Origin of the sequence: Paludibaculum fermentans (genome assembly GCF_051172195.1) — a bacterium.
GTDB classification, from domain to species: Bacteria; Acidobacteriota; Terriglobia; order Bryobacterales; family Bryobacteraceae; genus Paludibaculum; species Paludibaculum fermentans_A.
This window is the reverse complement of sequence record NZ_JBPJAQ010000001.1, coordinates 1,745,511-1,771,514: the sequence shown is the minus strand read 5'-3', so window position 1 is coordinate 1,771,514 and position 26,004 is coordinate 1,745,511. Positions and strand designations below refer to the sequence as shown.

General features: G+C 56.7%; 15 protein-coding genes, 1 tRNA gene and 1 pseudogene. 6 read left to right on the top strand and 11 right to left on the bottom strand.

Translation table 11 applies throughout. From position 1 onward, the window contains the following. The first annotated feature begins 10 nt into the window (after positions 1–10). Positions 11–379 (top strand): hypothetical protein, encoded by a 369-nt coding sequence (locus tag ACR9Y2_RS07170; RefSeq protein WP_435040380.1) that lies wholly within the window; start codon positions 11–13, stop codon positions 377–379. Continuing rightward, positions 376–888, top strand: a complete 513-nt coding sequence (locus ACR9Y2_RS07165; RefSeq protein WP_435040379.1) for a hypothetical protein — start codon at positions 376–378, stop codon at positions 886–888. Before ACR9Y2_RS07170 ends, ACR9Y2_RS07165 begins: the two co-directional genes overlap by 4 nt. 776 nt (positions 889–1,664) lie before the next feature. Here the strand turns inward: ACR9Y2_RS07165 and ACR9Y2_RS07160 are convergent. From ACR9Y2_RS07160 to ACR9Y2_RS07150, 3 genes are all read right to left on the bottom strand, one after another. Next, entirely contained in the window at positions 1,665–4,109 is a 2,445-nt protein-coding gene (locus ACR9Y2_RS07160) for a response regulator (RefSeq protein ID WP_435040378.1), read from the bottom strand. A 1,001-nt stretch (positions 4,110–5,110) separates the two neighbouring features. Further along, positions 5,111–7,522, bottom strand: a complete 2,412-nt coding sequence (locus tag ACR9Y2_RS07155) for a response regulator (protein WP_435040377.1) — start codon at positions 7,520–7,522, stop codon at positions 5,111–5,113. A gap of 726 nt (positions 7,523–8,248) precedes the next feature. Beyond that, positions 8,249–8,611 carry a hypothetical protein gene (locus ACR9Y2_RS07150; RefSeq protein ID WP_435040376.1) on the bottom strand — a complete coding sequence of 121 codons (363 nt, stop codon included), beginning with the start codon at positions 8,609–8,611 and terminating at the stop codon, positions 8,249–8,251. Between the two features lie 943 nt (positions 8,612–9,554). Between ACR9Y2_RS07150 and ACR9Y2_RS07145 the strand changes: the two genes are divergently transcribed. From ACR9Y2_RS07145 to ACR9Y2_RS07135, 3 genes are all read left to right on the top strand, one after another. After that, positions 9,555–9,764, top strand: a complete 210-nt coding sequence (locus ACR9Y2_RS07145; RefSeq protein WP_435040375.1) for a hypothetical protein — start codon at positions 9,555–9,557, stop codon at positions 9,762–9,764. Between the two features lie 486 nt (positions 9,765–10,250). Next, positions 10,251–10,508, top strand: coding sequence for a hypothetical protein (locus ACR9Y2_RS07140; protein ID WP_435040374.1), 258 nt, complete (start codon positions 10,251–10,253; stop codon positions 10,506–10,508). A gap of 30 nt (positions 10,509–10,538) precedes the next feature. Then, on the top strand, positions 10,539–10,949 hold the full coding sequence (locus tag ACR9Y2_RS07135) for a hypothetical protein (RefSeq protein ID WP_435040373.1): 411 nt from the start codon (positions 10,539–10,541) through the stop codon (positions 10,947–10,949). A gap of 577 nt (positions 10,950–11,526) precedes the next feature. Here the strand turns inward: ACR9Y2_RS07135 and ACR9Y2_RS07130 are convergent. After that, positions 11,527–12,683: pseudogene (locus ACR9Y2_RS07130) on the bottom strand (IS256 family transposase). A 2,097-nt stretch (positions 12,684–14,780) separates the two neighbouring features. Between ACR9Y2_RS07130 and ACR9Y2_RS07125 the strand changes: the two are divergent. Then, positions 14,781–15,656 carry a class I SAM-dependent methyltransferase gene (locus ACR9Y2_RS07125; protein ID WP_435040372.1) on the top strand — a complete coding sequence of 292 codons (876 nt, stop codon included), beginning with the start codon at positions 14,781–14,783 and terminating at the stop codon, positions 15,654–15,656. 1,532 nt (positions 15,657–17,188) lie between these two features. Here the strand turns inward: ACR9Y2_RS07125 and ACR9Y2_RS07120 are convergent. The 7 genes from ACR9Y2_RS07120 to ACR9Y2_RS07090 form a co-directional block, all read right to left on the bottom strand. Beyond that, positions 17,189–19,480 carry a UbiA prenyltransferase family protein gene (locus tag ACR9Y2_RS07120; RefSeq protein ID WP_435040371.1) on the bottom strand — a complete coding sequence of 764 codons (2,292 nt, stop codon included), beginning with the start codon at positions 19,478–19,480 and terminating at the stop codon, positions 17,189–17,191. Between the two features lie 229 nt (positions 19,481–19,709). Then, positions 19,710–19,853 (bottom strand): hypothetical protein, encoded by a 144-nt coding sequence (locus ACR9Y2_RS07115; protein ID WP_435040370.1) that lies wholly within the window; start codon positions 19,851–19,853, stop codon positions 19,710–19,712. A 775-nt stretch (positions 19,854–20,628) separates the two neighbouring features. Beyond that, positions 20,629–20,705, bottom strand: a tRNA-Pro gene (locus ACR9Y2_RS07110). Positions 20,706–20,771: 66 nt separating this feature from the next. After that, positions 20,772–22,145, bottom strand: a complete 1,374-nt coding sequence (locus tag ACR9Y2_RS07105) for a sensor histidine kinase (protein ID WP_435040368.1) — start codon at positions 22,143–22,145, stop codon at positions 20,772–20,774. 50 nt (positions 22,146–22,195) lie between these two features. Further along, a complete protein-coding gene (locus tag ACR9Y2_RS07100) occupies positions 22,196–23,854 on the bottom strand; it encodes an FAD-dependent oxidoreductase (RefSeq protein WP_435040366.1) in 1,659 nt (552 codons plus the stop codon). Between the two features lie 115 nt (positions 23,855–23,969). Further along, positions 23,970–24,383, bottom strand: coding sequence for a hypothetical protein (locus tag ACR9Y2_RS07095; RefSeq protein ID WP_435040365.1), 414 nt, complete (start codon positions 24,381–24,383; stop codon positions 23,970–23,972). 35 nt (positions 24,384–24,418) lie between these two features. After that, entirely contained in the window at positions 24,419–26,002 is a 1,584-nt protein-coding gene (locus tag ACR9Y2_RS07090; RefSeq protein ID WP_435040363.1) for a hypothetical protein, read from the bottom strand. Positions 26,003–26,004: the final 2 nt, after the last annotated feature.

Below are 26,004 nucleotides of genomic sequence, written 5' to 3'. Positions count from 1 at the left end.
CCATGCTGAGATGGCATCTATTGTCGACCAAATCAACGACTTAACCGCCAAGAGACAAGCACTCCTCGACCAACTCATCACCATGTTACGTGATGAGGTCTCGGCATTGAACAACCTTGGCATCACATATGAGCTCGTAGAGGTCACAGGAGCTACCGCACGGCGTCGCAAGCGAGCAGACGCTGGCACCATCAGATGGGCCACGTCGATAACGAGGATCACGAATTCGGCCAAGAGAATAAAGCTGACCAAGACACAAGCTCTCGACACGGTCAAGGCAGCACTGGGGAAACTTGGGCGTGAAAAGGGCGTCGAGGTTCCCCCCGAGGCGCTCGCAGCAGCAGAAAAGACCGTGACGGAGGTGTACAGCAAGAAATGAGTCGCAGCAGTGGCCTATGCAACGCCCTCAATGACTACAAAGAAGCAAGTGTCATTCTCCGCAACTGCGCAGTCGAACTCGATGTCCGACTGGCAACAGCATGTCCACTGCTGCAGCACCCCGATATCGAACCGACAGAACAGTACCAGGCCCTATTGGGATTACTGACGCACTTTACTCCTGAGGCGCCCTACACAGAGGATCGGTTAGCCGCATTGATAGGAGGCGTCGATGGCGCCATCCTACTATTTCAGGAGCAGGCAAATGCCATCAAGGAACAAATCGCTGATCTGCAGGAACAGATCACGACGCTACACACGACATTGGGGATTGCACTACAACGACTCAGCAATGCACTCTCGTTACGAATCGACCAACGAATAACAGCATACGAGTTCAACCTCATACGTCAATCCGCCACCGAGTTGATCAGCTTGGCGACCGACGACGAAAAACGACTCTTCAACGAAATGCACAAGCTACAACAGCACGCATTTGGACAGTCATAACCAAGCAGGATACTCTTTGACGACGGAGAAGCACAGGACGGGATAACAAGCGACGATCTGTTACTCCCAGGAGCACCAAGGGCACGAACGGGAGTTACTTCGTAGTCCTTGGACGAGACCGTGAGGGTCTTTATTCGGGCATACCAAGAGTACGCCGACCGCCAAGATCCTAAGCGGGTCAACTTCAGATTCGTGAGTGCCTGGGCCCCCCCTGATCGGTTCACCCCGCTATCAAGCAAAAAAGTGGCCCTTGGGGAAGCCGAGGGCCGTGAATGAGTACATCGTTCGGAGACACAATAGCATCTCCTGAATGGAGTCTATCACGGCTGTTCAATTCCCAAACTGCAATCATCCTACGCCCCACATTTCTTTTCTTTCACGATAAAACTATCCCCACTCCTAAACATGAACAAGGCTCAATGACGCTCAAGAAGAACGTCTGCGGGCGCTCGCGGCGATAAGCACTGGCTATTCCTGACCTCACACGGATGACAGGCACAGCCAAGGAGCAACAGGCACTCTCCACGGATAGCGCGGTCAAGTCTTCTGCGAGACACGAATTTGATGATGCTGGGATGGAGTGGCGTCAAGGGTGGGAATCGGCCACTCATCATCCAACCCGCTATGTGCTTCGGGGAACACCGGGAACGCAGCAGTCACAGTTCCCGATAAATCGTGTTGCCCCCAAGGCCGACCACCAATTGGCTGCCTTCAACCAGCGCAACTTGGGCGAGAACACGATCCACGGCGTTGGCACGCCACTCCACTCCATGCCCTCAATGCTCAGATACAGACAGATTCAACGAGCCCTCCGTCTCATTGACGAATCCCTTGGCTATCGGCGCGGGTTTGGCCGGCAACTTCACGTTCGCAAGGGCCAAGTACAGCTCCCTGAGGACGATCGGCTTTTGAAGATACCCATCCATGCCTGCCGCTATGCACCTCTCCCTGTCACCAGTCATGGTATGGGCTGTCAGTGCCAAAATCGGCGTACGGTGGTGCCCACCTCCCTCCAAACAACGAATCTCAGCAGTCGCCTCAAAGCCGTCAATATCCGGCATCTGCACATCCATCAGAATGAGGTCGTACTGCTCACGAGCAGCTGCCTCGACTGCCTTTCGGCCGCAGTCCACGAGATGGACAGATTGGCCGACCTTCTCAAGGAGGCGCTGGATGACGCGCTGATTCACTTCGTTGTCCTCCGCCACCAAAATACGAAGTGATGGGAGGAGGACTCCATCAGGCAAGCCTGCCGAAGCAACCCTCGCGCTCGTGGAAGACACCTTCCCATTGCCGGTCGCGCGACCTCCCAATTCGTCGCGCTGCTCGATGAGTTGGCGTATTGCTGCGATAAGCTCAAGGCCCTTCACTGGCTTTAGGAGGTGCTTGCTGATACCGTACGTTCGGCATTGCATGGCATCCCCAAGATCAGCCGCGGACGACAACATTAAGATCTGTCCACAGTAGTGCGGCCATCGGGTCTGAATCTCCTTTGCCAAGTGGAATCCATCCATCCCCGGCATGTGGCAATCCGTAAGAATCATATCGAATGGTTTGGAGCGCTCACTCAATACTGACAGTGCCTCTGCTGCATCGCCGCACGAGACGGACCGAATTTGTCGGTGTGAGAGCTGGCGTTCCAGGATATGACGATTCGTCGAGTTGTCGTCGACGATTAGCACTTCGAGATCAAAGTACACGCGAGTTGTGTCAGGCACTGGGAGAAGGGCAGCCACCGGAGTGGGCGCTAGCGCCATGGTGACGTGCATCGTCGTGCCCACGCCGAGTTCGCTGTCGACCCAGATGCGCCCACCCAGCATCTTTGCCAGTTGAGCGGATATCGACAACCCAAGCCCTGTCCCACCATACTTTCTGGTCGTACTCCCGTCAGCTTGGGTGAAGGGTTGGAAGATGAGTTGCGCCTTCTCCGGCGGGATCCCTATGCCAGTATCGCGCACCGTGAAGTGCAGCGAGCGGTCCCCAGTGTCGCTCAAGTCGCTCGACCAATCCACAGACACCACCACTTCACCCGTTTGCGTGAACTTCACCGCGTTGTTCACAAGGTTTAACAGGACCTGGCGCAGGCGTGCTTGGTCGCCGATAAACGAGGCAGGAACCGCTTCGTTGACATCGCACGCAAGTTCGAGGCCCTTTGACTGTGCTGCCTGCGCCACCACACGGAGCGTGTCGATGATTGCATCGCGCAAATCGAACTCTACAGGGTCCAAGTCCAGTTTTCCCGCCTCGATCTTTGAGAAGTCGAGAATGTCGTTGATGACCGTCAGAAGCGCTTCACCAGACCGCTTCAACATGCTGAGGTAGCCTTGCTGCTCAGAGCTTAGGTCCGTCTCAAGCAACAACTCGGTGAGTCCGACGACACCATTCATGGGCGTTCGGATCTCGTGGCTCATGTTGGCAAGAAACTCGCTCTTGGCGCGGTTTGCGGCCTCGGCGGCCTCCTTGGCCGCCTGGAGCTCCCGCTCAGCCAGCTTACGTTCGGTGATGTCTCGTGACACGCCGAACGTCCCGACGATGCGGCCAGCCACATCCCTCAGCGGAAGCTTCGTCGTGAGCACCCAGGTTTCATGCCCGTCGGACCAGGTTTCCTTCTCCTCTTGGGAGACCAGACTGCGCTTCCCCCACACCAACTCCTGCTCATCCTTGTACGCTTGCTCGGCGTGTTCTCCAGTGAAGAAGTCAGCATCCGATTTACCAATGAGTTGGCTTGCGTCTGTACAGCCAAACAAGCGGATCATCGCGGGATTGAGACGGGTGAAGCGGCTCTTGCGGTCCTTGAAATAGATGTACATTGGCAGCTCATCAATCAGGACTTGGAACAAATGGCGTTCTTCCCGCAGTGCAGCCTCCGTTCTCAGGGACACCGTGACATCGCGAAACGACCAATATCGGCGGCCGCCCGAGTCGTTACAGTTGAGTGGCCGCGTGTGGCATTGCACGATCCGGCCATCCTGGAATTCCAAAGTAAAATCAGAGGTGGAGTTGGGCTCCTTAACCAAACGCTGCACTTGCACCAGCAGCGTTGCGGGTTGTCGTAGCTGTTTCCAGAGCGATCGCAACTCATCTTGCCAGGACCCTGACTCCCCAGTGCGTGTAGACCCGGAAACGACATCTTTGAACTGCTGGTTGAACGTCAGAAAGTTGCCGTCGTGATCTGTCACCAAAATGCCGTCGGCAACCGACTCGAGAGCGGAGCGAAGCATCGCTATCTCTCCGCTGTGACGTCGGAGCACCGCCCTCATCAACAGGGCAGCACAGAGGCCAACCAGTCCCAACAACGCTACCGATAACGGCACGGTCGACGACGAACCGGGCAGGAAACCTGCTACAGCGACGCCCCGACAAGAAGCGGACACCGGTTCGGTCGGCGCCCCGAACGCAATGTGATTCGCCTCCGACGGGGCGCAGTGCTGCCGGACATCGACTGAAGCCGCCGACCAGCCCGACGAAGCAACAGAAAGAAGCAGGAACACGAGCAAGATGAAGCGGCAAACACTCGTCGTACACGCTGCGGCACGGTACCGGCGAATCGCCATACAGGAGGGTGCAGGCAAAGGATTCTCCCCGTCGAAGTAATCGGCCAGTTCGCACCCTGGCATTAGCAGCCAAAAACCCGCGCATATCGATCTGGCTAAGGAACGATGCGCGACTGTGGCGCTGCGCAAACCTGCATTCGCTGCTCGCGAGCGAGGTTTGCAGACGCGCTGCGTACGCAGGGAGAGGGTGCTTTTCCGTCACTTTGCCGTGGCCGACGCGTTGACTAAGCACGGAGCAATGCAGCTAAGCCTCATTGATTTATCACGTTACAAGCAGCGTGCGAGGTATGGACGAGTTCGCACAAGACGCGCCCAATCAACTGGTTTGCGGGGCCATCGAGGCTGCGTGGGATGGATTACTTCGGCGGCATCTACAGAGCGAGCCAGGCCGACATAACGGTGGGCGTAGTCCGCTGATGCATGTGCTTCCCTATCAGAAGATATCTCGCACGGCGGCATAGAAACTCAATCTTGTCTCACTGTCTCGCAGCACGTTCGCAGAAAATGTCAGATTTCTGCTGAAGTTGCGCGACACCCATTGTCTGGTTAAACCCCCTTTGCCCTAACACTACCGGAATAACGCACTTCCGGTCCTAGACCGTCAATGTAACCGCTGGGGTGTTGGTGCCGGGCAGAATGCTTGATACTGGAATAACTCGTCGGCTTGCCTACTGAGAACCGAAGTCCAGCGCCGTTCTTACCGCCAATAGCAGCGTGTGCGCAGTGAACGGTTTTTGGATAAGCGGCATTGCTGGGTCAAGGTGCGCGATCTCCTCGCCGGAATCGACAGCTCGCCCCGACGTGTAGATGACCTTGAGCCACGGAATCTGTCTTGTTAGCTCGTCAACCAGTGCGGGGCCGCTCATCTGTCGCATGCCGAGATCGACCACGACCAGCGCATACTTTCCAGCGATGTCCTGGGTAAGGCGCAGAGCAGCTCGAGGATTCCTTGCGGACACCACGTGGTAACCAGCGTGCCGAAGTGTGCCGCACATCAGGTGCCGGACCGCAGCGTCGTCCTCAACAACCATGATCGTTTCGGTGCCACGCGGAAGATCAGGCATGACACGATATGCTTCCGAGACGGCGACCTGCTCGTGGGTGGATTTCAGAGAGATCGTGAATGTGGTCCCCTTGCCAGGTTCACTTCGGACGGCAATCCTGCCGCCGTTTTGGTGGATGACCTCCTGCACAATGGATAATCCCAGGCCGGTGCCCCGTCCGGGCCCCTTGGTAGTGAAGAACGGCTCGAAAACCATAGACAGCGTCGCAGCGTCCATGCCGCACCCCGTGTCATTGACGACAAGCACGACGACCCCCTCCTTCGCAGCGGGGCCGGCCTGATGCCGACTTCCGTCTACCAGCTGTGAATCGCTGGTGGTAATCGTGAATCTTCCCCCCCGCGGCATCGCGTCGCGTGCGTTGATTGCGAGATTCAAGAGGACCTGCTCTACCTGCCCCTCGTACGCCTTGACATTGGACAATGCCGGGTCGAGCACCGTCACGAACTCGATGTTATCGCCCAAAACGCGACCGAGCATGTTCTCGCTGTCACTGACAATACTGTTCAGATTCAACGTTCGCACCACCCCAAACTGCTTTCGCCCGAACGCAACCAACTGGCGGGTCAACACGCCAGCGCGGTCGCAAGCCTTCCGGACCTCCCCCAGCGAGTCCCGCAAGTGGGCGTTGTCCCGTACCTCGTCAAGCATCGCTGCGGTGTAACCATTGATTACTGTCAGAAGATTGTTGAAGTCGTGGGCGACGCCACCCGTAAGTCGGCCAATGACCTCCATTCTCTGCGCGTGTCGCAGCTCCTCTTCACGATTCTTGCGTTCGGTAATGTCGCGCGCGATGCCTTCCACCGCCACCAGTGTTCCCAAGGCATCCAGGACATGGGCGCTGTGGTGTTCGATCCAGGCAACCGTACCATCCTTGCTTACCCATCGCAATGTGACTGTGCCGCCACTGGGAGAGGCGCCCGACAAGACCTCTTCCATCAGGTGCCGATCCTCAGGGTGAACAATTTCTAATCCGAGGTGCGGATCGGCGTAGAATGCCTCGGGAGGATGACCGGTGAGCGTCTTGATGGCCGAGTTCACGTATGCAAAGCATGGGCGTGGCCATAAATCGTAGCGAAAGACCACGTCCGGTGCGGTATCCGCAAGTCCGCGATATCGCTGCTCGGCCGTCGTTAACCGTGCAAATTGAGACGATGCCTCCAGTGCAGCAGTTGTGGCGCCGATGAGCATATTCATTGCCCGAGCCTGATCGCGGGTAATCGGCTGGCGGCTGCTCCGAGGATGGAGATTCACGATGCCGATGAGGCGACGTGCGACCAGCATGGGAACGGATATCCCCACAAGCCCCGACAAGGGAATCACAAAGCCGCCCCTCAAGTCGACGCCTTCGTCGTTGTTGATGAGCAACTTGCAACAGTCGCTCACCCATCCGGCGAGAAGAGGATCAAGCGGAATGACCAGATCCTTTACTCCTTCGGATTCCTCGCCGCATGCGGCGACTGATCGCAGCTCGTTCTTGTCAACGTCGAGAAGCAACACCGATACACTGCGGGCCTGGGTTTGCCGAAGCACGGTGTCGGCAAGCGTTTGAGCGACGGCGTTCGTATCAAGGGGAAGAGAAAGAGTTGAACCGACGTCATACATACTCATGGCTTCGCGGAGTTGTATGTTCTCCATGCGGAGCTTTCGTATCGTAAGCGCTCGCACCAAGGCTGGAAGAAGCGCACTCAGTTGAAATGGCTTGAGAATGTAGTCGAGTGCGCCGGCTTTGAGCGCTTCTGCTACTGTGTCGTGCGCACCTTGGCCGGACATGACGATACCGACGACGTTGGGATCGGACGCAAACGCACTTCGCAAAAACGATATGCCGTCCATCTCAGGCATCATCAGGTCCGTTAGGATAAGATCAAACTCCTGACCTGCCAGCGCTTCGAGTGCCTCACTGGCCGACACGAATCCCGTCGTGTCGTAGCCTTCCAGCTCCAAGATGCTGCGCAGCACTTGCATCTGGGGCGCTTCGTCGTCAACGATGAGCAACCGTGGGCGAGTCGATCCCATCACGCTGAGTATCCCCCTCTCACCCCACACCCTCTTCCAGTCTCAAGCGAGAAGCTCGCGCTCTTTTTGCCGCGAATTGCTGGAGAGCTATCTGCACGTCGCGACGGTACGACAGCCTACGCAGGACCACCTCCACGCGGATCGGCACGTCGCCTTCCGATACTATTTCGTTGGCCCCAACCCGTGAGTAGCATCACCGGCGTCTTCGGACATGCCGATTTGGTCCCGGCGGCCGTCTTCGGCCGGCTGGGCACGACGCTATTTGAGCAACGATACATCCGCGGCCCAAAATAGCGATGCAGTATCGCACCAGTGAGGGAAAGTGGAACGCCAACGCCTCGCACCGGTTGCATCAGTTCCGGGATTTCCGAGCCCGCCCGCATTGTCCTGCGCTCCAACCCTCTTGAAGATCCATCAAGTCCTTCCGTGAGAAATGCATGAGGTTCCCGTTCAAATACTACGCAATCCTGACTCGTTAATCCAGGGGAACGTTAGCCGGTTGGATACGATCCGTCGTTGGCGGGGGTTCCTCGCGTAGCTCCTCGTCGGATTCATCGGCCAGGCACGTAGTCCCGAACAAGAAACAAAGGCGGTCGAGTTTAAACTATTGGACGCTCACGTCACGAGCGAGGTCATTTGGCTGGTGGAGCATGCAGCTGAAGGCCGAAGAGTCTATACCGAGGTTCCGATGCCCGATCTCAAGCAAAGATATGCTCTGCGTTGTATCTAGGCCGCGGTGCAGATCGCTTTGGTCTCTGCACTTTCCTGCAGATCGCGTTCGCGGCCAGTCCAACGCGTCGCCGCCGCAATCGCTGCGAGATGAGCGCGATGAGCTTTGCCGCGCTCGATAGATTCTTCACAATCAGCGACATACGCAGCCGTCTGCAAAACTCGACTGGTTCCAAAGTAGGCTACGGGATCAAATCGGACCTTTTTTCCTTTGCTGGACTTGTACACCGGGTTCAGCAGCCGATGGAACGAAAGGCGCACAAGAACTGCCTCGGCTTGAGCTAACTCGATATGTTTCAGATGCTTGACGAGTTGTGTGAGGACCTTCGCGATATCTTCTTCGGAGGGAATCTTCTGCATGGCTTTTCACAAGGCACAGAACAAAACGCATCTACCGTCGCGAAGGACGGCACCAACCCCCACTAGCAGCGTCGGCAACGCATGCGAATCCCGCTCTGCCAGACGAAGCGAATGAACTGTTGTTAATCACCAAGCCAAGCCCGTTCCCGCTTTGTGCCTGGTAGCTTCGACGACGGATCAGCACGAGTACAGTATAGGATATTTCGCTCTTACTACCCTTATTTCTGCAATGGTGACTTGTCTCATTCGCCTACTTCTCTGTGGATCGTAGATTTCGGAAGGAGACAGGCTGATGAACCGCCACCCTCTTTCTGCGAAGGCAGTTGCTTCCGTGGAGAATTCCTAGGCCACCTGGCAGGGAAATGAGTCGATAGGGTACTCGCAAGCTGCTGTTTGTTCGGCCAACAATAGGAGCGCCAAGCGTGAATTCTCATGGGTGGCCGCGCGCACAGCCGCGTGCTGCGTCTTGAGGCACCGCCAAACACCTCATTCCCCCATTCCGGCAATCCGCGTGAGGCACCGCACCCAGGAAATCAATTGACATGCACAGCATTCGGCGCGAAAGTGAGCTGTACCAATGAGATCGCACGTGGATGCCCGCCAGTCTGTGAAGAATCACACCGTATCGGCTGGCCGCTCAACCGAGCATCAGGGCTTCCACGCAGCGCACCGCCTATGCACCGAAATTAACTCGCAATTCGCCGTCCACCTGTCCGAAGCAGCCCTGATCCAGCGCGTTTTGGAACTGCGGCCGGCCATCGTTCGGCCGGGACAACAGACGACGGAGTGGATGCTGAGGGTGTTACATTTGAGAGCCATTGGAAGACGGAGCTTCACGTTAGCAGAACGCGTTGACCGAATGAGTGTTCGAATGACGATGGATGCTGTTGTTGCGCAACCACCTTCATCGATATGGGACTGAGTCAATTGGGGGGCGTGATTCATGGACGAGCACATTGACGAAGAACAATTGGAGAGTGCCCTGCTCAGGCGGTGTACTCCAGACCAAATGACCGAAATCCAGGCTCATCTGGCCGAGTGCGCACTCTGCTCGCAGCGGGCGGAGAAACTCCGGGAGTACATCGACCACCTCAGGGCCGCGATCATCGCCGAGGAGATCGACAAGGGCTCAACGTCGAACTCAAGCACCTAAAGCGAGTCACTATCGGCTCGGATGCCCCACTCGCCCGCTCATCGAATCGGGGGCAGAGCGCCCTGTCGGCGGCATACTCCGTGTTGGAGACTTCCCCGACGCAGGAAGCACTTATACCGACAGGCTCCTTGGGGAAGGGCAGAGTCCGGCAAGGTTGCTTTGTTTCGTTTGAAGAGTGTCCATGCGGGTATTGGCGCGAATGTCTCAGTTTGAGACGTGAGATCTCAATTCGATCATTCGGGGCGCGGCGAGGCGTCTTGTACGTCGACGTCCAGACGGGAATCCCACCCAAAAGAAGAAGTCGTGACGAAGCGATACGTACTTCCGTGTCAAGAAGACGACCTGATGTATCATCTTGGCATTGCACAGTTTACGGCGGCGCAGTGAGTCGCTGTCTGGATTGCCGAGGTGTGCTCGCCGGCCGCAGGCGCAGTTCGGAGCGCCAATTGCTGGTCATTGTTTGAATGGAGGAGCATCGTCAACCAAATGAGCGCAGTCGCAGCATCACTTCCCGAGGCCCGCATTCTCGAACTCAGAACGGAACTCTACCGTCGAGCCGAGATTGATCGTGAAGAATTCCTCGCCGCTGGAGGGACTGATCTTGACTGGTTGGACGCTCCCATGCCACGTCACGATGCATACGCCACTGCCCTTGGCGACGAGTATCGGACGTTATTGTCCCTGGACAAGGACTGGCTTGTGGTGGACCCGGACCAAGGAAAAAGCCCAATCAGTACTGCTTAATATCCTTTATCCTCGTTATGAGGAGGCTCGGTGATCGCGACCGAGTCGAAGATGCGGCTGTTTCCAGCGAAAGCATCTCACTGGCTGTATCTGCTGTGTCTGTCTTGCCTCCTGTGTGCCCTCCTTCGCATTGGCTTCGTCAGGCTTAGGCAAACGGCGACGAATGGATTCTCCCTCAACCAACGAATGCACACCCTGAGCACTGCAGGATGTGTGCTCTACGTGGACGACTGGCAACTCTTCGTCTCCGCGATGGAGCACACCGACAAGTTGGCCCTAGCTTTATTGGTCAGCAAATCCAAAGTGATTATGGTCGATCCGGGTATCCGCGGGGAAGTCGAGTCAGCGCTGGAAGGCGAGCGAATCCGGGTCCACCTGATGGAAGGTGAACACCTCGGCACAAGCTGCTATCTGCTCGCAACGCAAATCACCGGGGACTAGGGCGACCCGGCGCCGGGCTCGCTCTTGACGGCACTTATCTCTGGAGCCAGCTTTCCACTTGCGGATGCGATGGTGGCCGGTGTTTGCAACGGTTTACGGTGATGTCTTGGTGCGGCTTGTCGGTGTGCAACTAAGCGTTTGAGTGCACTGCCGAGGACTGCGTCATGTACGGGCCTGGCCGCGTCGTCAACCAGGTGACGGGCGACAATTAGAACTCCTGGCGCATTGCCTCACGAGGACATGTTGCCTATGCCCATCTGTCGTTGGAAAATCACCATTCTCGGCTGTGAAAGATTACTCTGGACCGCAATTCGTTAGCTGCTTATGCTGGTGTTACCCAACCGGAGGATAGGGCTCTCCAGGGATAGAACCGGAGGGTTGACTTGGGTGCGGGCATGATTGGCGGCCATCGAGCCACCCCATCTGCAATCAATGCCTGCTCAATAAGTTGTGTGTGTCAAGTTCTGCAAAAGTACTGAGCTTCATGGGGCCTTCTGTTTGGGCGGGGGTGGAGGTGTGGAGGCGGGGGCAGCGAGTCCCCGTCTCCACTCAATCCCGTAGTCACCCCCGGCCGCCGTCAGGCGGCGGGCTGCATGTCTCGTAGGAGCTGCTTCTTGTGTTCCTTCAGTTCCTCCATGTTCAGATAGCGGGTCGCTTCCACCCAGTCCTCGTGGATCTCCACCGCCAGGGCACGCACCAGCCGCAGACAGCTCGCCGCGTTCGGGAAGATCCTCACTACCAAGGTCCGGCGTTTGAGTTCCTCGTTCAACCGTTCCAGCATGTTCGTCGACTTCAGATGCTTGTGGTGCGCCTGCGGCAGACGGTAAAACGTCAGCGTCTCCTCGATCTGTTCCTCCACCCACTGGCACAACCTGGCGTAGCGCGACTCCCACTTCTTCAGCCACGCCGCCAGATCCTGCCGCGCCTCGGCCAGGTTGCGGCGATCGTAGATCCAGCGCAACTCGGTCAGGCAATCGTCATCGGCTTTGCGCGGCAGGTGGTCGAGCGCATTGCGCAGAAAGTGCACGCAACAACGTTGCCAGCGGCCTCCGGCACGACTTCGGCGATCGCGCGCTTCAAGCCCGAGTGATCGTCACTGACGACCAATTCTACCCCGCGCAGACCACGCTGCCGTAGCTTCACAAGAAACTCCCGCCAGCTCGAGGTGCTCTCCCGGTTGGCCAGTTCGACGGCCAGGATGCAGCGCCGGCCGTCCCAGTTCACTCCGATCGCCACCTGCACGGCACGGCTGCGGATCACCCCGTCCTCTCGCACCTTCTCGTAGCGTGCGTCGAGGATCAGAAAGGGATAGTCCTCTTCGAGCGGCCGTGTCGCAAACTTCTCCAGTTCCTCGTCCATCGTCTGGTTGATCCGGCTGATCGTCGAGGCCGAAAACTCGTGCCCGCACAGCTCCTCCGTGATCGCCTTGACCTTGTGCGTCGACACACCCTGCACGTACATCTCGGCCAATGCCCCGACCAGCGCCTTTTCGCTGCGTTGATAGCGCTCAAAGACCTCGGTCCGGAAGCGCCCCTGGCGGTCTTGCGGCACCCGCAGTTCAATGCGGCCGACCCGTGTCACCAGCCCACGAACATAGGAGCCGCTGCGATAGCCCGTGCGCGCCGGCGTGCGCTCGGAGCGCGCCGCTCCAACTGTCTCATCCATCTCCGCATCCAGCACCTGTTGCACGACGTTCTGCACAAGTGCCTTCACGAAATCCTGGTCTTCCAACATCACCGCTTTCCAGTCCACCCGGTCCGCGGTATCCTTCTTTCGGGTCATCGGTCCTTTCCTTCCTTCCGCTGCTACACGGATCAGAAAGGCTTACCATGACCCTCATTGCTTTTGCAGAACTCTTAGAACATAACCGCTCAATAAGGCGCTACATCCCGGGGGTCTAGGGGCGGCCCCCATCATGAAGTGACCTCTTCCTGGTTGTCCGGCGCGTCGGGTGAGGTGCCGAGAACTAGGCCTCTAGCAATCGCTGTGCTCCACTCTCTCAGCCGGCGTTGGAGAGTGCGAAGCTGGTTTTCCGGGACAGTTGGATCGTATGCGTCTCATCGTCCCACCTTGAGAAGCCCGAGGACGGTCGATTTCCGCTTGGCACGCACCGTTCTCTTACCCGCAGCTTAGCGTCTGGGTCGCCGTAGGGATACTGGGTGCCGGATCTCCCGCCGCGACCCGGGCAAGCTCCCCCTCCCTCTACCGCCGCCGTTCACATCCTTCCCGACCGCAATGGCGGCGGGGATGGTGGTGCTCCGGGCAAGAATGATTCAACAGATACGAGATGATCGGCGGCGCGGGTGCAGCGGTTCCTGGTTGAATCCTCTCGAATATGTATGTCAGGGAAGCCGTGAGTGAGTAGGCAAACCATGCTTTACGGCCAAACCGGAACCGGACGCCGTCTCCCGCGAACGCCACGAACAAAAACCCCGGACTGGTGAAGGGGTTGAAAGTGAGCGGCGGATGCGGCCTGCGGTTCGCTAGAGACCGGGTGTATGGAAGTTTCTATCTTCGTGCCTCGTGGGGCGGCATGAGTTGGCTTGACTGGCGAATGGCGGCTTACAGTCCATTTGCACTCGGCCGTCGTGCACACCACCAATCTACTCCCAGAGCCCCCAAAGGCCACGCCAGCGGTTTCGACATCCTCGGATTCATGTCCAGGCATGGCTCGCAGTCGCCGATTCTCCTCTTGTTTATACCTACGACCTGGCGGAGATGGCGAGAGGACATTGTGGTCGCAATCCATCAGCTCTCTTAGGCGAGCGACCAAAGCTGCACACTCGAAAGTGGCGCAACGGGACCACAACAAAGGAATTCGATACCACAACCGCGCTTCGGACACTGGACGGTGCCCCCAACTTCTAACTTCAAAGCACTGGGGGACCGTCGTCGCCTTCGCGCATCCGGGCCTTAAACGCCGATGAAGCCGCGTCGCGTGCAGCCCGGGAGGCGCTTGGATCCCTCCTAACAGCGTCGATCGCCTCAAACGTCGACTTGCCAGAGACCTGTGATAACTTGCAGATAGCCGAGAATTGCTCTCGCTCATCTCCAGCAAACTGAGCTGTGTGGATCCTCCACCTCGTATCCAACCATATGCTGATTCCGAGCGATGCCGATCAGCGTTCCGATGTCAGACCGATCACGATTCCGAACTTATGCCGATCACCTTCGGCTAGGCTCGGAACGGACGGCGCTGGACAATCGAACCTGCGGCTTGCCAGTCCTCCTTCAGGAGGTTCGGTTGCCGCAGAAGAGGTTGTCTATGAATAAGTTGAAACGCGTCCTACGGTTGTCCGCCCAGGGACTCAATCAGCGCCAGATCGCTGCCAGTTGCACCCTGGGCTAGGCCACCGTCTCGGACTATCTCACACGGGCCAGGAGTTGGCTTGATCACCGAACGGCGGCTCGCGATCCATTTGTACTCGGCCGTCGTGCACACCAAAAGCTGCTCCCGGAACCACAAAGGCCGTACCAGCGGTTTCGACATCCTCGGAGTACGCCGTCCGGCGATCTCGAAAAGCTGATCAGTGCCCGAAACTCGCCGCAACCAGCTCCCTCTATCGCGGGTGGCTACTTGAGTGAGCCACGCGACATTTGTTAGGGTGGGGACGGAGCAGATGTAATGCACCCATCTATGCGATTGGAGAATATGGCAATCAGGCATGCGCCTAGACAATCTGTCAATTTAACACTACACATCAACAGGGCAAACACCCTCGGCAACATCCGTGCGTTCGCACTGGAACGGGTAATACATACAATACCCGGTTCTTGTTGATACTCTCACTCCTCCTCGTGCAGTTGTAGTCGCGATGATTTGAATGACCTATGACACTCACGGAAAACATGCTTGCTCTCGCAAGACGCTACTTTATTTTTAAACTCTTCCCCTCGCAGCAAACGGTGACAGATGAAGCTGTCCTCATTTGGATAGCGGCGCTTGAAGAGTGTCTCCATCAGCTCGACCTAGGCACCGAGTCCGACCTGGGGCCTGATGATACACCTGAAAACTGTCGAATATTGTCCCGGTACGCAGTCCAATCGCTCGCTGAAGCTGCTCCGTGGTTGGCTGTGCAAACAAAGACCGAAATCGCTCGCTTCACTATGTCATGCCAGGCTCAACTTCAACGAGGACCATATCAAATCAGATTCGACTGTTTCTCTTCACGAATAGCGAACTGGCGAGAAGACTTAGCGCGTTTCGTAGGCGTTCCGCACTTGAAGTTCCTAGAGATTGGTTCGATGGAAGGCTATTCAGCTTGTTGGTTGATAGACAATATTCTTACCGGTCAGGACGCGCGTATTGAATGCATCGACATCTTCGAAGATGATCGAGAATTGTTTTTTGAGATGAATGTAGCTAGGAGCAGAAACCCGCGTAACGTCATCAAACACAAAGGAAAGTCACAAGATGTTCTATTTACGTTTCCTGAGGACCACTTTGACTTCATCTATGTTGACGGATCACATCGTCCTGAGGATGTCCTTGTGGACGCAGTGCAATCGTGGCGCGTGCTTAGGCCAGGCGGTATCTTGGTCTTTGACGACTATTTAATGCTCGACAACCATCTTTCAGTAATTCTCTCGGCGTCGGAGCGCCCAAGGGCAGCAATCAACACCTTCTTGGCGAGCATTGAATCTCAATATAGCGTCATCCGCTCTGGATATCAGATGACAATCAGAAAGAACAGCTTGGCCACATAAATGCTTGCTCCACGACTATCCTAACCATCAGTACCGACAAATACTGACAACAAATACTGAGCTGCTTGCCTACAGACGTCAAATCTGTCAAAATGACTGTACCTCCTCCTAGACATGTAATAGAGTTGCATTTTTGCCGACGAAGAGGTCCACAGTAAATGTGGATTGATGTCGTGATGGCTTCTTCGCTGTCAAAAACAAATGACAGCAGAAGGAGGAAAGCTCAATGAGTGGAACCGCCAAGGCGGCTGCGTTTGTTTCTCTCGTTGTTGCATTTGTGGCCTTAAGTGGTCGTAGCGTGTTCCTCGCTCTTGCTTGTCGCCTTGGTCAGACTAAGGCATTGCTTGCAGCGATACTTGTATATTTGCTGATCGTCAAGATCCTCTCGGATCTATTGGGCCGGAAAGCATCTGCCCCCTCGGCCTCGCGCGCAAAGTAAGAAGTCGGCGATTCGGCCACCCTTGGTGCCCATCTTCCCTCGTAGAAGCTACAGGAGTTGGGCACTTTTCTTTCTCCTTCACATGGACAGTATTTAGAGTCTATCCCTCACAAAGTGTCTTCAGTCGTACTCACTTGCCAAATGAAAGCTGTCGATGTGTACCCCGACGCTGCTGAAAGGTCTGGAAGGACAGGCCGCTAGAGTTGATTTTCCATGATAATTCAAATATATCATGCTGCTGTACGGGACAGATGCTATTATTGGCTCAATAACGCTGTACATGTCATCACCCACATCCACATGAGAGGTCAAGGTGGGCGTCCTAATATCGTGTGCTTTCACCGAGTATTGTTATGATGCGTTGAAAGATCATTCAGGCGGCACCCTGCGCCAATGCCAACGCTTATGCAACAACGGCAAAATACGCTCACCGACAACAATCTGCAGCGCCTCCCAACAGGCCCATCCGAAAACATACGCGAAGGCAACCAATACCCAAGTATTGCCGGACTGAGGGACGCTACCTAATGTATACAGAAGACAAGCCCAGAACACACTCCATGCCCCCCATGCAATGCCGCAAATCCGGACGAAATCAAGATAAGAATACTTCTTTGACCCAAGTTGATATGAATAGATGGATCCAAGATGCGGATGCCAATATGTGGCCAGTCCCCAAAAAACTCCTAGCCCCGCGCGCCGCGCTGTTACAAGTCTCTCGATATAGACTCTTCTACCGAAAAAATAGTTAATATGATGTGCTGCAAAGGCGCACAAAAGTATAACGACGTACGTAGTCAACGCCCGCCGTATGTCACCATGCGTAGCGGCCATCGATGCTAGGATAACAACCGATCCAGGGAAATATATATTTATCACCGCAATGTTCTCTAGGAACGTAAAAAGTCCAATAATCAACAACGAACTTGTAGCTAGCACACCAACGAGCCACTCCGCGAGTCGAGATGGAGCCGGGATTAGTTCGAGTTTACCAGCCAATTGCAGTCCGACCAATAGGGCACCATACAAAAGAGGTGCGAGAAGGGCCTTCCAGGACCGTTGCGGCTTCGATGGTGGCGTCATCTTGGGTAACCTAGACAGACATCGCCAATGCAATAGCACCAACGCCAAGCGAAAGGCGAGACCAGGCAGTTTGCCTCGCGATGGACAACCTCCGCTGCAGGAAGGCAAATAGAACAGTAAGTGCAAGGCACAATAAAGCCGCAAACCGCCCTGGCGAGGTCGATGAAAGAAAGACAAGGCATATTGCGGCGATGAGCATTAACAAAGAAGCAATAATCTGCGCAGCCCTGGCTCCGAGTAGTCCTGACAGAGTAAAAAAGGAAGCACGCAAATCATATTCCAATTGACGAACATCTATCAATATTTCTCTGCCAAGAACGAACAGCACCAGTACAATATATAGGCGAACGTCTATAGCTAGATTGGTCGCCGCGCTCGCGTAGGCGATTGGCAGACAGCATAGGAGTGCGGTATAAAATCCCTTCCACTTCGTGTATCGATGCGCAAATGGAGAATAAATAATCAACAGAGCTACGGTCAGATGGAGGACTCTCGCAGCCTGACTTGATACTCCTCCTATGAACTCAGCTACACAGAAAAGGAGCGACGCAAATACGACAGCCGTCATGGGAGGGATAATACCAGCCGCTATAGGCCGAACAACGCCACCAAGTCTATCTTTGTGACGATCAAAAACGTCATTGGCTATAAAGCCAGCCATTGTGATGAGGGCCATTGCAGCACTGCCAGAAATAATGTTGGCTATATTTGCGTCAGCTCGAAACATGACGACAGCTGTCATAATTCCGGGTATCGATGAAGTAATTGGGCGAGTCGAAGTAAAGAGCCCACTCAGGAGACGGAATGCGGCCGTGTGGGTAGGCGGCTGAGTGGGAGGTGTTCCGGGCGCCGCAGGGCTTGGATCCGAGCCTCGCCGAAGACGGATGAAGAATATGACAATGAGGCAGAGTGCCGCGCCAAATAGATAGGCGCGTAGTAGGATGGCCATTCTGTTCGCCAGTCCCGACGAGATTGCGCCAAACACAGCCGGATAGATGAACCCCAGGATTGGCATTAGAATACCCAATAGCGCAGAAACAATGCCAGTGAAAACCAAGCACACTTCTGTTGACAAGAAAATGGATGCCATCTGAACACGCTGATCACGCCGGAGAAACGATTGCCAATACTCTTTGATAAAATATCCGATAATTAACACAAAAACGCTCGTGATTGTGACAAAGTCAGAAAGCTGTTCCGGCAGTTTTGCTCCTGTAAGTATGACTATGCCGGAGTCAAACCTAGTACCCATTCCAATCGCCAATGGAATAAGAAAACCAAATACGAGTCCGAGAGTTGGCCAATACGTTCCTTTATTTGGTGTTCGGTCAACGAACCAGCAAATGTATTGAAGTGCGAGGAGGATAATGATCGACGAAAGATAGATACTTGTAGTTGCTGGATGTAGGCTGGTTAAAAGAAATGAAGGAATGAGAGAAGCTGTCGCAAGATTGGTTCCGCCAAGATAGAGGGCGCGCTCGGTGTCAGTATACGGGCCGGCCGGCCTATAGTCTATGCCTTTGAGGATTCTAGTAGTAACACGCCATGCTTCCGACACGCCCATAACCAATGTTGTGAGTATACCGAAGGTGCATACCCAGATCCATCTTCCCACCTGAGAGTCACTATTAAAAGTGGAGATGATCATGGCCAATAGAACTATTACGTAAACGCGAAAACCGACCTTGGCAAGGCCTTTGTGAGTGATAAACTGAGCGAGCGCCCAGAAGCTGAGAATTAGCGCAACTCCAATGATTGCGCACGGAAGATCGTTGACTCCGGAATAGCCGAATATGAATGGCATAAGACAGGTTGAGAATGCAGGGAAGAAATTTCTAAGTCTAAAGCTATACAGGGTTGGTTCGGATGGCCATTTAAGAGCCAGATGAAACGTCATGAGATACATCGGTAAGATGGTAAGCCCAGCCCTGATCAAAATATTTTGGCGACTGTCAAACGCAGGAGTCGGCGAGGCGTAAAGGATGAGTAGCCCCAGGGGCACATTGAGTGCCAAAGTAATTAATGAAAATTGAATGCTGAGTTTCCTTAGCCACTGACGATTGTCGTGGTTCTCTGCAAACCATTTCACGTTTGTCTGTTCAAATAGTGTTGCGCGGGCTACATATGCTGGCAACAGAAGCAACCATAACAGCGCCAATGATGGCCAATCACTTTGTGCGGGCCAAAGCGCCTTGTGTGCGATGACGTAGCCTGCCCACGTGCAAGCTACCGCGACGAGGAAGTAGCCGCGCGCCTCCCACAGTACCTCGACAAGAGTCGGAGGCGTTAATCGATTCGGCACCACAGAGTTCCTCCTTGCTACGCGTGAAGAGCGGGCGCGCTGGGACAGTTGTGCATCCAGGCGCGAGCCTTCGAGTTTTATATCATAAAGACCGCGTTATTGCGAGAGATCTTTGCGGGCTGAGCGTTGGAGGGGCCCGATTTCAATGGCGCACTCCTAACTGCAGGGCCGGAGGATGTACGGCTTCTCATGCGGCGCCAGAGCATCCTCCATCCTGGAGAAGTAGAGATCATCCAACTTGGCCACCCACCACATTTTCTTCCTGCAGCGGCTTCAGGTCGTGGCTTTGGAGCAAGATTCGAATTGTTTCCGGACCCGCACGTGGAACCAGTTTCCGCTTGACCGCTTCAGCGGCGATCAGGGTCGAAATCATGGTGCCTCTTGCCGATCGTTCGGATCGCCTGCGCAGCGAATGGCACAGCCTGGGCAGCGTGAAGAGCACTCTTTCCCGCATCGAGGTGGAGCAACGCCAATGCCCGCAAAACCACTCTCACTTGCTAGATTCCGCCACTCAGTATCCGCCGAAGCTACTCCTTGTCCTGTGACTTCAGGTGGAACGGCTGGGTAGGCGTGGCATACCGAATAAGTCAGAATATTCTTGTTTGGAATTGTCGGTGAGGCATATCTTAGGGCGGTCAGAGATGCAGTGGTGATGGAGGCCAATCGTTAGGGAGCTGCGGCTATGCGCTGTTCAAAAGCGGAACTGCGGCTGTGGATGACGGAGTACGAACTCTTTGGCCTCTTCGGCTGGTCGAGCCATGGAGCGAGTAATTCACTACAGGCGCGAAATCGAAAGTGCGTAAACAGCGTCGAGGCGCCCAAGAGGAGGAGGCAGGCAGTCTCGATGATGCGGCACCTCCGGCGCGATGATGTTGTCGCCAGCGGCTGAAGGTTCAGAAAACTACGTTTTCAGATGATCATCGACATCCGCCTACACAGTATGCTTCAATGTGCGGAAATCTTGCCTGACCGATTGAAAGCATTGGTAGCACCGTCAGGACTCGAAGCTGCGCCCCCCCTGCTTAGAAGCAGGTGTAACTTCATTCAGGATATATGAGCGTTGAAGCTTGGGGATAGCCGCAGCTACAAAAACGACTACAGCCACTTTCTCGGGCTCCGAGGAAGCGGCTGTATTTACTTGATTCCATTGGTCGGGGCGGGGCGATTTGAACGCCCGACCCCCTGCGCCCAAGGCAGGTGCGCTACCAGGCTGCGCTACGCCCCGACATCACTACACCTTTCAATTCTAGAACACTCTTGCCGCCAGGACACACAGTGCCCACAACTCACCTCAGGCGGGCGTCAATGGGAGCCTCACCTGGAACACCGTCCGCCCCGGTTCCGAATTCACCAGGATCGTCGCGCGGTGGCTTCTCACGATGCGCCGCACGATGTCGAGACCCAGGCCGGTCCCCTTGCCCACCCCTTTGGTCGTGAAGAACGGATCAAAGATCCGGCTCTGCACCTCCGCCGGGATGCCGGGACCATTGTCCCCGATCTCCACCAGGATACCTTCCGCCTCCAGGCAGGTTCTCACCGTCAGAATCTTCGGCTGATCCGCCGGCATCCCCTCCATGGCGTCGATCGCGTTGTCGATCAGGTTCGTCCAGATCTGGTTCAGGGCGCTGCCGTTGGCCTGCACCCTCGGCAGATTGCCGCAGAGCTTCCGATTCACCGTGAAACCGTGCTTTAACTGGTGCTGGAACATGCGCAGCGTCAGGTCAATCCCCTGCTCCACGTCCACTTCAGCCACCGGACTCTGGTCCATGTACGAGTACTGCTTCACCGCCTGCACCAGTTCCGAGATGCGCCGCGACGCTTCTTCCAGTTCACGCGTCAGGCACAGGGTCTGGTGGTCCGCTACAATCAGGCGCAGAAAATTGGCCAGCGGTTCGACCGGCACCGCCGCAGCCAGCGGCTTCAACTGCTCCACGGTCACTCGGGCTTCCACCAGTTCCGATGCCAGCGCCGCCGGCAGACCATTGTCTTCCAGCCAGTCTGTTGTGTCCGATTCAATATCGGCCCGCTCCAAAGCATCCATGTCACCGGGTGTGCTCAGGCATTCTTCAAGCGCCTGGATCATTTCGGTCATGGTTTCCCGAACGCCATCGGGGAAGACGACGCCATGCAGCGCCACGCCCGCTTTGCGCCTCCGGCTCAAGACATCGCGCAGCAGCGCCGAGGACCGCACCGCCGCCGATGCCGGGTTGTTCAGTTCGTGTGCCAGCCCCGCGGCCAGCTTCCCCAACGCCAACAACCGGCTGGAACCCTCTTCCATGCGCGTGATTTCCCGCGTCCTGTCGGTCATCTGGGCCACCAGCCGTTGCGCGACCAGGGGAGCGCGATATACCAACTCCCGCAAGTGCGATGCTTCCATTGCAGCCAGCCGTGTCGGCACCACAGCCCAGACGCGGCCCGTTGCCTTCTTCATGCGGGAAAACGGCAGCACCCCTGTCGGGTGGCCGGCGGTCCCCACAATGAACTGGGCGTACGGATCATCGTCCCGCCGGTAGTGGAGTTCGCCTTCCAGGACCATTTGGAACTCCGTTACCACGTCGCCCTGGTTCCAGAGAATCTCCCCGGCCCCAAGCCGCCGGATGTGCATCTGTTGCGCGATCCAGGCCACTGCTTCGGCACTCTCCTCCTCAAACAGAGGGGATTGCATCAGGTCATCGACCGTTACTGGCTCGTACGTCTCTTCCGGCATCTGATCCCTTACCGATTCCGCATGTATTGGCGAATGAAGTAGAGCACGATCGACCCTTCGCCGACGCTATTCGCCACCCGCCGCACCGCACCGTCGCGCACATCGCCCACCGCAAACACTCCCGGAACGCTCGTTTCCAACAGGTAGGGGTCGCGGTCCATCTTCCAGCCGGCTGGTCGCTTGCCCTCCGACAGGACATTCGCGCCCGTCAGCAGGAAGCCCTTCTGGTCCCGCCGCACCACGCCATCCAGCCATTCGGTGTGTGGCTCCGCTCCAATGAAGATGAACAGCGCCGACGCCGGCAGTTTCTCCACTCGTTTGTCCGGAAAGCGCCGTACGCTAATCTCCTGCAGACGGCCTTCCCCGCAGACGGACTCCACTTCGGCGTTCGGCATCACCGAAATGTTCGGGATGGTCTCGATCCGTTGCACAAGATAGTGGGACATCGACTTCGAAAGGGCATCGCCGCGCACGATCATGGTCACCGATCGCGCGACTTCAGCGAAGTGAACCGCGGCCTGTCCAGCCGAATTCGCGCCGCCGACAATGTATACGTCTTCATCCTTGCACGAGGCCGCCTCGGTCGTGGCCGCTCCATAGTAGATCCCCGCGCCCGTAAGCTGTTCCATCCCAGGCACATCCAGTCGCCGCCACTGTACACCCGCAGCAATCACGACACTGTGCGCGGCCAACTCCTGGCCGTTCGAAAGCCGGACCACCCGGTATTCGCCCTCCACAGAGAGGCCCACTGCGTCCGCCGGAGCCAGCACCTCGACCCCGAAGCGGCGTACCTGCGCCACGCCGCGCCGCGCCAGATCCGCTCCGCTCAATCCGGACGGAAATCCCAGGTAATTCTCGATCCTGGAGCTGAGACCAGCCTGTCCGCCGGCCGCCTCTCGCTCCACCAGGACGGTCTTCAAACCCTCAGTGCTGCAGTACAACGAGCAAGCCAAACCAGCCGGACCCGCGCCAATCACAATTACGTCGTAGAAGCGGCGGCTCGGCACCGTGGCTAAGCCCAGCTTTTGCGCCACTTGCGTCAAATCGGGCTGCTCCAGCAGGGTCCCATCCGGGAAGATCAACGCCGGTAGCGCGGGACTCCGGCCGGCCAGGGCCGCCAGTACCCTGGCGTCCGCAACTCCCTCCGGTTCCAGCCAGCGGTACGGCACCTGGCTCTTGGCTAGGAAGTCCTTTAATTTGTGCGTCTCCGGGGCCCATCGCGTACCCAGCACAATGGCGCCGTCGAACTCCTCGCGGCTGGTCGCCTGCCAGTCTTCGAGCTGGTCAGCCAGCACAGGGTACAGATTGTGCTCCGGCGGCTCCCAGGGCTTCATCAGGTAGTGGTTGAGCTTGACCTTGTTGATGGCTTCGATCGCTGCCGTCGAATCCGCATAAGCCGTCAGCAGCACCCGCTTCGCTGCCGGCTGCAGTGCGATCACTTCCTGTAGCAATTCAGTGCCGCTCATTTGCGGCATCCGCTGATCGACCAGGAAAAGTGCCACCCGGTCGCCACGGGATGTCAACTGGCGGACAACATCGATGGCTTTCTGTGGTGAGTCCACCGCGATGATGCGATAGTCCTGGGAGAACTTAGCTTTGAGGTCGCGCTCCACCGCGCGCAAGACCGCGGAGTCGTCGTCGATCGCCAATATGTAAGGTTTTTTCATGCACTTGGCGCTGCTTTGGGTGCGCTCCGCGGTCCGTCGTTTGTGGAAACCATATCAATTTGTATTCTACCCTCCTGCGGTCAGTGAGGTTTGCGGGCCCTTCGCCTGATGTTCTTCAAGCGGCCCGCTCGGTCACCATGACCTCAGCCAGCATCCGCACCGCAGAGGCAGCAGCTTCGGCCACTTGCTCCGGCCGGATGCGCAGCATTCTCGCGCACTGCTCAAGCGGCGTATCCTGCAGAAAACGCAGGACAAAGCAGTGACGCGAGCGCACAGGCAAGGCGAGCACCCGCTGCATCTCGGGCGGCAGCCCCAGGTCAGCCTCGCAGTGCTGTGGTCCTTCCAGCGCCGCGGACACAGTCCGCTGAAGCAGCGTCTCCCGCAGCGATTCACAGCGCACATCACTGTCCGTGATCTGCCGCAGGCCTTCCGTCACCGATGCTTCGGCCCTGCGCCGGCTGCCCGTCAGCAGCAGCGCCACCGTGTAGATTTCGTTCAACGATTCCGCGGTCCCTTGCTTTCGAATCATGGCGTTACCGTCCTGATACCCTTTCTTCAGTTCAGCTACCAAGTCCTGTCGACACCCACTACAGAGGCCCGATCTCCGTTTTGCCGCAAATACACGACCACGGTCTGCTTGGGCCTCGACGGCGAACTCAACTCCGCCGCCAGATACCCGCCAACTGGAGGCACCGCCTCTCCCTTTGCGTCGGGCAGTGGAGTCCGGATCCCAGTCTGGTTATCAAACCGTGACCATTGGATCTGCACGTTCCCTACCACTCCAAATCCATGCTGCTTGCTCAAATCATCCCAACCTAACCGGCCAGATTGAATTCGGAACGAGTCGAAGGGCAACACCCTGGCAAAATACGCCATTCCGATCTTGTCCCGCCGTTCGCGCAGGCACTGAACCAGGTAGGCAGCGGCTTTGGCGTCACTCAGGTGCCCCGTACCGACAATCGCCGCAATCTCGTCGTCGCTGAACGCCATCACCTGCTTCGCGGCCCAGAAGTCATCGTCGGGCAAGCGGTTCATAAAGGAGGGGTTGGGATACTCCGGCACCCATTTTTCCGGATTGAATACCCTGGATTCGAACAACCCCACCGAGGGATGCTTAGGATAGTGGGCAAATGCCCAGTACGGTGGCTTCGCGCCCAAGGTGAACAACTGCGCCGCGCTGCCCTTCCAGGTGAAGAAGTAGTCACCGGAACGAGGGCTGTTCGCACGGTTGGTGGCGCTGCCCAGGGCCGAGCCGAAATCCAGCAGGTAGTGTCGGACAAACGACAGGCCATCTTCTGTCACGACTGTGTCCAGGTTGTTAATCGCCCTCGAATCATCGTGATCCAGCCAGGCGCAGAACACCTGTAAACCACGCAGCACGCGCAGGTGCTCATGGGGAACAATGTCGTTCGGATCGTCCGTGCGGGTCCCGTGATATCGTGGCGGACCGATGGGTTTGCCCGGCACGCTACGGCTGGCTGTAGCCCGATACCGTCCGTCCGGTCCCACGGGGACCCTGGCCAGCAGCATCGCGACGTCACCCTGCGTCATGGCTCGTTTCCGTCCGGTAGCGTCCTCAACTTCTACCCCTGGCCCCAGTTGCAGTTGGTCAGCCTTGAAGTGCACGATGTAGTTCTCCGGCACATAGTAGCCGAGTGCATAGAAGAACCGCGCACCGATCGAGTCCGCCGCCGTCGCCATCTCAGGATTGGACGGCGGATCAAACTTTACGTAATAGAATTGTTTCTCGGAGTCGACCACCGCAAAGCCTGGCGTCACGCCTTCCGACTTCGCTGCCACAATGGTCCACTTCCCGCTCGTCGAAGGGGGATTCTCCGCCCCGGGTCCACGCACCAGTTCCTCACGGCTCATGCGGTGGTAGTAATGCCGCTTCTGATACCAGCCGCCATCCATCGGCTCGCCGAGAGTGTTCACTCCCTGCGCCCGGATGGGCGTGCCGCCGCGCGGCTGCCGCTCACCCACATCGCCGAACTGATTCGAGAACAAGTCATAGTAATCGCTGAGTTTACGATTCAGCAGATCACTCACGGAAAGGGGCGGCGGTTCCTTGTCCAGCGGATCATCCACATAGAACCTCTGTGCCGCCAGTGGCCCGGCCAGGCATAGGAATAAGATCAGTCGACGCATCG

Coding starts and splice junctions, on each gene's coding strand:
- ACR9Y2_RS07170 (WP_435040380.1), top strand. CDS start 11: ATGGCATCTATTGTCGACCAAATCAACGACTTAACCGCCAAGAGACAA.
- ACR9Y2_RS07165 (WP_435040379.1), top strand. CDS start 376: ATGAGTCGCAGCAGTGGCCTATGCAACGCCCTCAATGACTACAAAGAA.
- ACR9Y2_RS07160 (WP_435040378.1), bottom strand. CDS start 4,109: ATGCTTCGCTCCGCTCTCGAGTCGGTTGCCGACGGCATTTTGGTGACA.
- ACR9Y2_RS07155 (WP_435040377.1), bottom strand. CDS start 7,522: ATGGGATCGACTCGCCCACGGTTGCTCATCGTTGACGACGAAGCGCCC.
- ACR9Y2_RS07150 (WP_435040376.1), bottom strand. CDS start 8,611: ATGCAGAAGATTCCCTCCGAAGAAGATATCGCGAAGGTCCTCACACAA.
- ACR9Y2_RS07145 (WP_435040375.1), top strand. CDS start 9,555: ATGGACGAGCACATTGACGAAGAACAATTGGAGAGTGCCCTGCTCAGG.
- ACR9Y2_RS07140 (WP_435040374.1), top strand. CDS start 10,251: ATGAGCGCAGTCGCAGCATCACTTCCCGAGGCCCGCATTCTCGAACTC.
- ACR9Y2_RS07125 (WP_435040372.1), top strand. CDS start 14,781: ATGACACTCACGGAAAACATGCTTGCTCTCGCAAGACGCTACTTTATT.
- ACR9Y2_RS07115 (WP_435040370.1), bottom strand. CDS start 19,853: ATGATTTCGACCCTGATCGCCGCTGAAGCGGTCAAGCGGAAACTGGTT.
- ACR9Y2_RS07105 (WP_435040368.1), bottom strand. CDS start 22,145: ATGCAATCCCCTCTGTTTGAGGAGGAGAGTGCCGAAGCAGTGGCCTGG.
- ACR9Y2_RS07100 (WP_435040366.1), bottom strand. CDS start 23,854: ATGAAAAAACCTTACATATTGGCGATCGACGACGACTCCGCGGTCTTG.
- ACR9Y2_RS07095 (WP_435040365.1), bottom strand. CDS start 24,383: ATGATTCGAAAGCAAGGGACCGCGGAATCGTTGAACGAAATCTACACG.
- ACR9Y2_RS07090 (WP_435040363.1), bottom strand. CDS start 26,002: ATGCGTCGACTGATCTTATTCCTATGCCTGGCCGGGCCACTGGCGGCA.